The 6367-nt window shown below is 69.9% G+C and carries 6 protein-coding genes; all 6 read right to left on the reverse strand.

The window, feature by feature from the left end:
* Positions 1 to 14 precede the first annotated feature (14 nt).
* The 6 genes from folE to ASH02_RS15970 all read right to left on the reverse strand — a co-directional run bounded on the left by folE (position 15) and on the right by ASH02_RS15970 (position 6258).
* The gene (gene folE, locus ASH02_RS15945) at positions 15 to 629 is read right to left on the reverse strand and encodes a GTP cyclohydrolase I FolE (RefSeq protein WP_056688799.1); all 615 of its coding nucleotides are present in this window, start codon (positions 627 to 629) and stop codon (positions 15 to 17) included.
* The gene (gene ftsH, locus ASH02_RS15950; RefSeq protein WP_082564168.1) at positions 626 to 2647 is read right to left on the reverse strand and encodes an ATP-dependent zinc metalloprotease FtsH; all 2022 of its coding nucleotides are present in this window, start codon (positions 2645 to 2647) and stop codon (positions 626 to 628) included. The genes folE and ftsH overlap by 4 nt, the downstream gene beginning before the upstream one ends.
* Before the next feature lie 100 nt (positions 2648 to 2747).
* Positions 2748 to 3299: a hypoxanthine phosphoribosyltransferase gene (hpt, locus tag ASH02_RS15955; protein ID WP_056688802.1), complete on the reverse strand. Its 552-nt coding sequence runs from the start codon at positions 3297 to 3299 to the stop codon at positions 2748 to 2750.
* A gap of 48 nt (positions 3300 to 3347) precedes the next feature.
* On the reverse strand, positions 3348 to 4187 hold the full coding sequence (locus ASH02_RS15960) for a VOC family protein (RefSeq protein ID WP_056688805.1): 840 nt from the start codon (positions 4185 to 4187) through the stop codon (positions 3348 to 3350).
* 68 nt (positions 4188 to 4255) lie between these two features.
* Complete coding sequence (tilS, locus tag ASH02_RS15965) at positions 4256 to 5230, reverse strand: tRNA lysidine(34) synthetase TilS (protein ID WP_056688808.1); 975 nt, start codon at positions 5228 to 5230, stop codon at positions 4256 to 4258.
* Positions 5227 to 6258, reverse strand: a complete 1032-nt coding sequence (locus ASH02_RS15970) for a zinc-dependent metalloprotease (RefSeq protein ID WP_235532675.1) — start codon at positions 6256 to 6258, stop codon at positions 5227 to 5229. The genes tilS and ASH02_RS15970 overlap by 4 nt, the downstream gene beginning before the upstream one ends.
* Positions 6259 to 6367 lie beyond the last annotated feature (109 nt).

Consider the following 6367-nt stretch of genomic DNA (forward strand, 5'->3'; position numbering starts at 1 on the left):
CGGATCGCACCGGTTCACCTTCTGCTGTGGATCAGCGCCATGGCCTCGGAGCGGGTGGCGGCGTTGTGCATCTGTCCGCGAACCGCCGAGGTGATGGTGCGGGCGCCGGCCTTGCGGACCCCGCGCATGGTCATGCAGAGGTGCTCGGCCTCGATCACCACGATCACGCCGCGGGCCTCGAGGATCTCCATGAGCGCGTCGGCGACCTGGGTGGTCAGGCGCTCCTGCACCTGGGGCCGCTTGGCGTAGACGTCGACCAGGCGGGCCAGCTTGGAGAGGCCGGTGATCTTGCCGGTCTCGGCCGGGATGTAGCCGACGTGGGCCACGCCGGTGAACGGCACCAGGTGGTGCTCGCACATCGACCACAGCTCGATGTCGCGCACCAGCACCATCTCGTCGTGCCCGATGTCGAAGGTGGTGGTCAGCACGTCGGCCGGCGTCTGGCGCAGGCCTGCGGTCATCTCGGCGTACGCCCTGGCCACCCGGGCCGGCGTGTCACGCAGGCCCTCGCGCTCGGGGTCCTCGCCGATCGCGGCCAGCAGCTCGCGGACGGCCTTCTCCGCGCGGTCGTGGTCGAAGTCCGGAACACTGGCCGGGTCAGGGTTCACGCCGCCGAAGGGCGCGATCATGCCTGGTCTCCGCCTTCGTTCTGACTCGGGAGACCACCCGCCGGCGGGGTCGAACTGTGTGGGGTTGCCAGGTCGGGGTCCGCGGACTCGGGTACGTCGGACTGTGCCGACGCCGGCACGCTGACCGGCGGCAGCGTCGAGGGCTGGCGGTGCGGGGAGCCCGTCCATGCCGGCCGCACCGGGCGGCGACGCAGCGGCACGAAGACCTCGGCGACCTCGGCCTTGTCGAGCGTCTCGCGCTCCATCAGGGCGAGCACCAGCGCGTCGAGGACGTCGCGGTTCTCCTCGAGGATGTCGAAGGCCTCCTGGTGGGCCTGGGCGAGGAACTTCTTGGTCTCCTCGTCGACGATCGCGGCGACGTCCTCGGAGTAGTTGCGGGTGTGGCCCATGTCGCGACCCAGGAACGGCTCGCCCTGCGGCTCACCCAGCTGGATCGCACCGAGGCGGTCGGTCATGCCGTACTGGGTGACCATCGCGCGGGCCAGGCTGGTGGCCTTCTCGATGTCGTTGCCCGCGCCCGTGGTCGGGTCGTGGAAGACCATCTCCTCGGCGGCCCGGCCGCCGAGCATGTAGGCCAGCTTGTCGAGCATCTCGGAACGGGTCTGGGAGTACTTGTCCTCGTCGGGCAGCACCATCGTGTAGCCCAGCGCGCGTCCGCGGGGCAGGATCGTGATCTTGTGCACCGGGTCGGTGCCGGGCAGGGCCGCGGCGACCAGGGCGTGTCCGCCCTCGTGGTAGGCGGTGATGAGCTTCTCCTTCTCGCTCATCAGGCGGGTGCGGCGCTGCGGGCCCGCGACCACGCGGTCGATCGCCTCGTCGAGGGAGGAGTCGGTGATCACCTTCTCGTTGAGGCGGGCAGTCAGCAGGGCCGCCTCGTTGAGCACGTTGGCCAGGTCGGCGCCGGTGAAGCCGGGCGTACGGCGAGCCACGCTGAGCAGGTCGACGTCGGGACCCATCGGCTTGCCGCGCGAGTGGACCTTGAGGATCTGGTGGCGACCGTTGAGGTCGGGGGCGTCGACGCCGATCTGGCGGTCGAAACGGCCGGGACGCAGCAGCGCCGGGTCGAGCACGTCGGGCCGGTTGGTGGCCGCGATCAGGATGACCCCGCCGCGGACGTCGAAGCCGTCCATCTCGACGAGGAGCTGGTTGAGGGTCTGCTCGCGCTCGTCGTGACCGCCGCCCATGCCGGCGCCACGGTGGCGACCGACGGCGTCGATCTCGTCGATGAAGACGATGGCCGGGGCGTTCTCCTTGGCCTGCTCGAAGAGGTCGCGGACGCGGCTGGCGCCGACACCCACGAACATCTCGACGAAGTCGGAGCCGGAGATGGAGTAGAACGGCACGCCCGCCTCGCCGGCGACCGCACGGGCCAGCAGGGTCTTGCCGGTGCCGGGAGGGCCGTAGAGCAGCACACCCTTGGGGATCTTGGCGCCGACGGCCTGGAACTTGGCAGGCTCCTGGAGGAACTCCTTGATCTCGCCGAGCTCCTCGATCGCCTCCTCGCAGCCCGCCACGTCGGCGAACGTGGACTTCGGCATGTCCTTGGAGATCAGCTTGGCCTTGGACTTGCCGAACTGCATCACCTTGCCGCCACCGCCCTGCACGCTGTTCATCAGGAAGATGAAGAGCAGGATGATCAGCGCGAACGGCAGCAGCGTCGCGAGGAGCTGGCCGATGAAGCTGGGCTGCGGGTTCTCGGAGTTCGACTTCTCGATCGTGCCCTTGTCGACCTGCTCGCGGGCCATCTTGATGAGGTCGTTCTGCTGGCCGTTGACCCAGTGGGTGACGACCTTGCGGCCGCCGTCACGGTCGACGTCGTCGTCCAGGGTTGCGCGGATCTCCTGGTCGTTGTCGAGGAAGGTGATCTCCTTGACCTCGCCGGTGCTGATGTATTTCTCCATCTGCGACGTCTGCACCTCGTCGTACCCACCATTGGGCGCGAGGTATTGCAGGCCGAGCAGTACGGCGACGACGGCCAGGACGATCCAGAGCCAGGGACCCTTGAATATGCGCTTCACAGACTTCTCTCGGGACAGCTCAGCACGTCGTCTGAGCGGTGACCATGTGAGGTTTGACGGTACATGGTCGCAGAAAGTCGGCCGCGATCAGGAGGGTCCGTCAGGAGTACACGTGCGGTGCGAGCGTGCCGATGTCACGCAGGTTGCGGTAGCGCTCCTTGAAGTCGAGGCCGTAGCCCACGACGAACTCGTTGGGGATGTCCCAGCCGACGTACTTCGGCTCGACCGGCATGGCCAGGGCCTCCGGCTTGCGCAGCAGGGTGGCGATCTCGACGCTGGCCGGGCTGCGGCTGCTCAGGTTGGAGATCAGCCAGCTCAGCGTCAGGCCGGTGTCGATGATCTCGTCGACGACCAGCACGTGACGGCCGGAGATGTCGGTGTCGAGGTCCTTGAGGATGCGGACCACGCCGCTCGACTTCGTGCCGGATCCGTAGGAGCTCACCGCCATCCAGTCCATCTCGACGTGGATCGGCAACGAGCGGGCCAGGTCGGCCATCACCATCACCGCACCGCGCAGCACGCCCACCATGAGGACGTCCTTGCCCTCGTAGTCGGCCGCGATGACGTCTGCCATCTCCTGCACCTTGGCCTGGATCTGTTCCTCGGTGAAGAGGATGTTGACCAGATCGCTCTCGACGTGGGCGGAATCCATGGGCGTCAGACTGCCACATGCCCCTGCTGCTGTGAGGGTCGACCCGGACTACGCCGGCGGGACGAACTGGCTCGCGGTGAAGACGGCGCCCTGCGGATCACGGATCACGGCGGCGCGCACCCACGGCAGGTCCACCGGTCCCTGCACCACCTCGGCCCCCAGCTCGGAGGCCCGGGCGACGACGGCGTCGGCGTCGTCGACCGCGAAGGTCACGCCCCAGTGCGGCGCGGCGTCGGCGTCGTCCTCCGGAATCGGGGAGAGCGCGGCGACCACCTCGTCGAAGCGGGCGGGTGCCCCCATCTCGGCCTGGCGATCACGGTTCCCCGGGTTGCGCTGCTCGAGGAAGTCGCCGTACGCCGGCAACGCCCACATCTGGCCGTCGCCCACGCCGATGACGTCCCAGCCGAACACCGCGCCGTAGAACGCCCCCGCCGCTGCGGAGTCGCGGGTGTGCAGGTCGTTGAAGTTCAGCGACCCGTGGGCGTTGACGCGTTCCGCGCCGCGGTTCTCCCGGGGTTGCCACAACCCGAGTGGCGCACCTTCGGCGTCGCGGACGGTCGCCGTACGCCCGACGCCGCCGTCGGGGCCGAGATCGACCGGTGCCGCGACGACCTCTCCTCCCGCCGACTTCGCGCGGGCGACGGCCGCGTCGGCGTCGTCCACCCACACGTAGGAGTTCCAGGCCGCGGGCTCGCCCTCACCCGAACCGATGGCGGCCACGGTCTCGCCCTCGAGTCGGGCGTAGGCGTAGCGCACCGGCGCGCTCGGTGGCGTGCGCTCCTCGAACTCCCAGCCGAAGAGCCCTCCGTAGAACGCCATCGCGGCGTCGACGTCGGGCGGGGTCAGGTCGATCCAGCAGGGGACGCCGGCAATGTATCGGTCGCTCATCGTTTGCTCCTGGTTGTCGGTGGTCGGTCCCGGACCACGCTAGGAGCGATTCAGGCCATCCTCCGGCCTCAATCCGTCAGGAACGCCAGATGCCTGTCCCGGCGTACTGCGCGCAGGTGGCCGGGGAGGTCGATCCACCTCTGGCCGCGCCAGTCGGTGATCAAGGCGTCGATGGCGCGCACGTGCTCGTGGAACAGCTCCGACCCGATCGCGCCGGCGTCGAGTGCCGCGAGCCTCAGGACACGGGTGCGCAGCGGGCCGGGCAACGCGGCCAGCTCGTCGACCGGCAGCCCCTCCGGGACCTGGTCGCGCAGGCGGTCGTACGCCGCGTCGGCGAGTCCGTCGAGGTACTCCATGTCCGGGCGGACGAGGTCGGCCGTGCGGGCCAGCGCCACCGCCACCCCCGGACCCAGCTCGGACTCCAGCACCGGCAACACGGTGTGCCGCACCCGCACCCGGGTGAAGCGAGGGTCGGTGTTGTGCGGGTCGTGCCAGACGTCGATGCCCTCCGCCTCGCAGGCGGCGGTGGTGTCGGCACGCGAGACGTCGAGCAACGGCCGGGCGAAACCGTCGAAGGATCGCCGCATCCCTGCAATGGCGCGGCCTCCCGACCCGCGGGTCAGCCCGAGCAGGACGGTCTCCGCCTGGTCGTCACGGGTGTGGCCGAGCAACACGGTCGCGGCGCCGAGGTGCTCGGCCATCTGCTCCAGCACGGCGTAGCGCGCCTCCCGGGCCGCCGCCTCCGGGCCGCCCTCGGAACTGACCGTGACGCGCGCCGAGACCGTCTCGTCGGCACCCAGCTCCGCCATCTGTCGTACGACGACCGCGGCCCGACCGGCTGATCCGTCCTGCAGCCCGTGGTCGACAGTGGCGCCCACGACCCGCAGCGACATCTTGTGGCCCTCGAAGACCGCGGCGGCCAACAGGGCGAGTGAGTCGGCACCCCCGGAGCAGGCCACGACCACCGTCGTACCCGGCGCGAGAGGTGCCAGGGTCCGGCGTACGACCAACCGGACGGCGGCCACCGCCGGGTGGAGCGTCATCCGTGGACCCGGGCCACCCAAGCGGTGGGGTCTTCGATCTCGGCCTTCGACGGGAGGTTCTCCGGGGACTCCCACACGGCGTTGAAGCCGTCCATGTCGACCTTCTCGATGACGGCGCGGACGAAGGCGGCGCCGTCGCGGTACTGGGCCATCTTCGCGTCGAGGCCGAGCAGGCGGCGCAGGATGCGGTCGAGCGGGCCGACGCCCTTGCGGCGCTGGTTGAAGCGGCGCCGGATCTTGCCGACGCTCGGGATCACCTCGGGACCGACGCCGTCCATCACCACGTCGGCGTGGCCCTCGAGCAGGGACATCACCCCGGTGACGCGGTCGATCACCTCGCGCTGCTCGGGCGTGCTCATCATGTCGAGCAGGCTGCCGCCCTTGCCGCGCATGGACTCCCCGAGCCGCTTGACGCCCTCCTCGAGGGTCTTGCCGACCTCGATCGAGTCGGCCAGCGTGGTCATCTGGGCGAAGAGGTGGTCACGCATCCACGGCACGGCCGTGAACTGCACGCGGTGGGTCTCCTCATGGAGGCAGACCCACAGGCGGAAGTCGGTCGGGTCGACGTCGAGCTCGCGCTCGACGTGCACGATGTTGGGGGCGACCAGCAGCAGGCGACCGCTGGGGTCGAAGAACGGGTCGAACTGCCCGAGCACCTTGCCACCCATGAAACCGAGCACCAGGCCCACCTCGGCGCCGGTGATGCGCGAGCCGATCGCCTGGCCCAGCACTCCCGGCGACTTCTTCTCGGAGAGCTTCTCCACGATCGGCGACAGGATCGTGGCGAAGCTGTCGGCGTTCGCGCGGATCCAGCCCGGTCTGTCGACGACCAGCACCGGGGCGGTGCGTTCGGCCGCGGCCAGGCCGGTGAAGTCACGCACCAACCCCGTGGAGCGGTTGGCGTCGGCGCGCAGCTCCTCGACCGCGTCGGCGGCGGCCAGCGTGGAGATCTCCGGCCCGTCACCGGCCAGCCGTGAGCCGATGCGTACGGCGAGGTCCCAGTCGATCATCGACGGCGCGTCAGTCATGCGGCGAGCCTAGCCGGGCACGACGAAGGAGTGCCCGGCGTGGCGAGCCGGGTCGAGCAGGCGCGCGGCTGAGGAACGAAGCCGCGACCGCCGTGTCGAGACACCAGTG

Source organism: Nocardioides sp. Soil796 (assembly GCF_001429525.1).
GTDB lineage: Bacteria > Actinomycetota > Actinomycetes > Propionibacteriales > Nocardioidaceae > Nocardioides.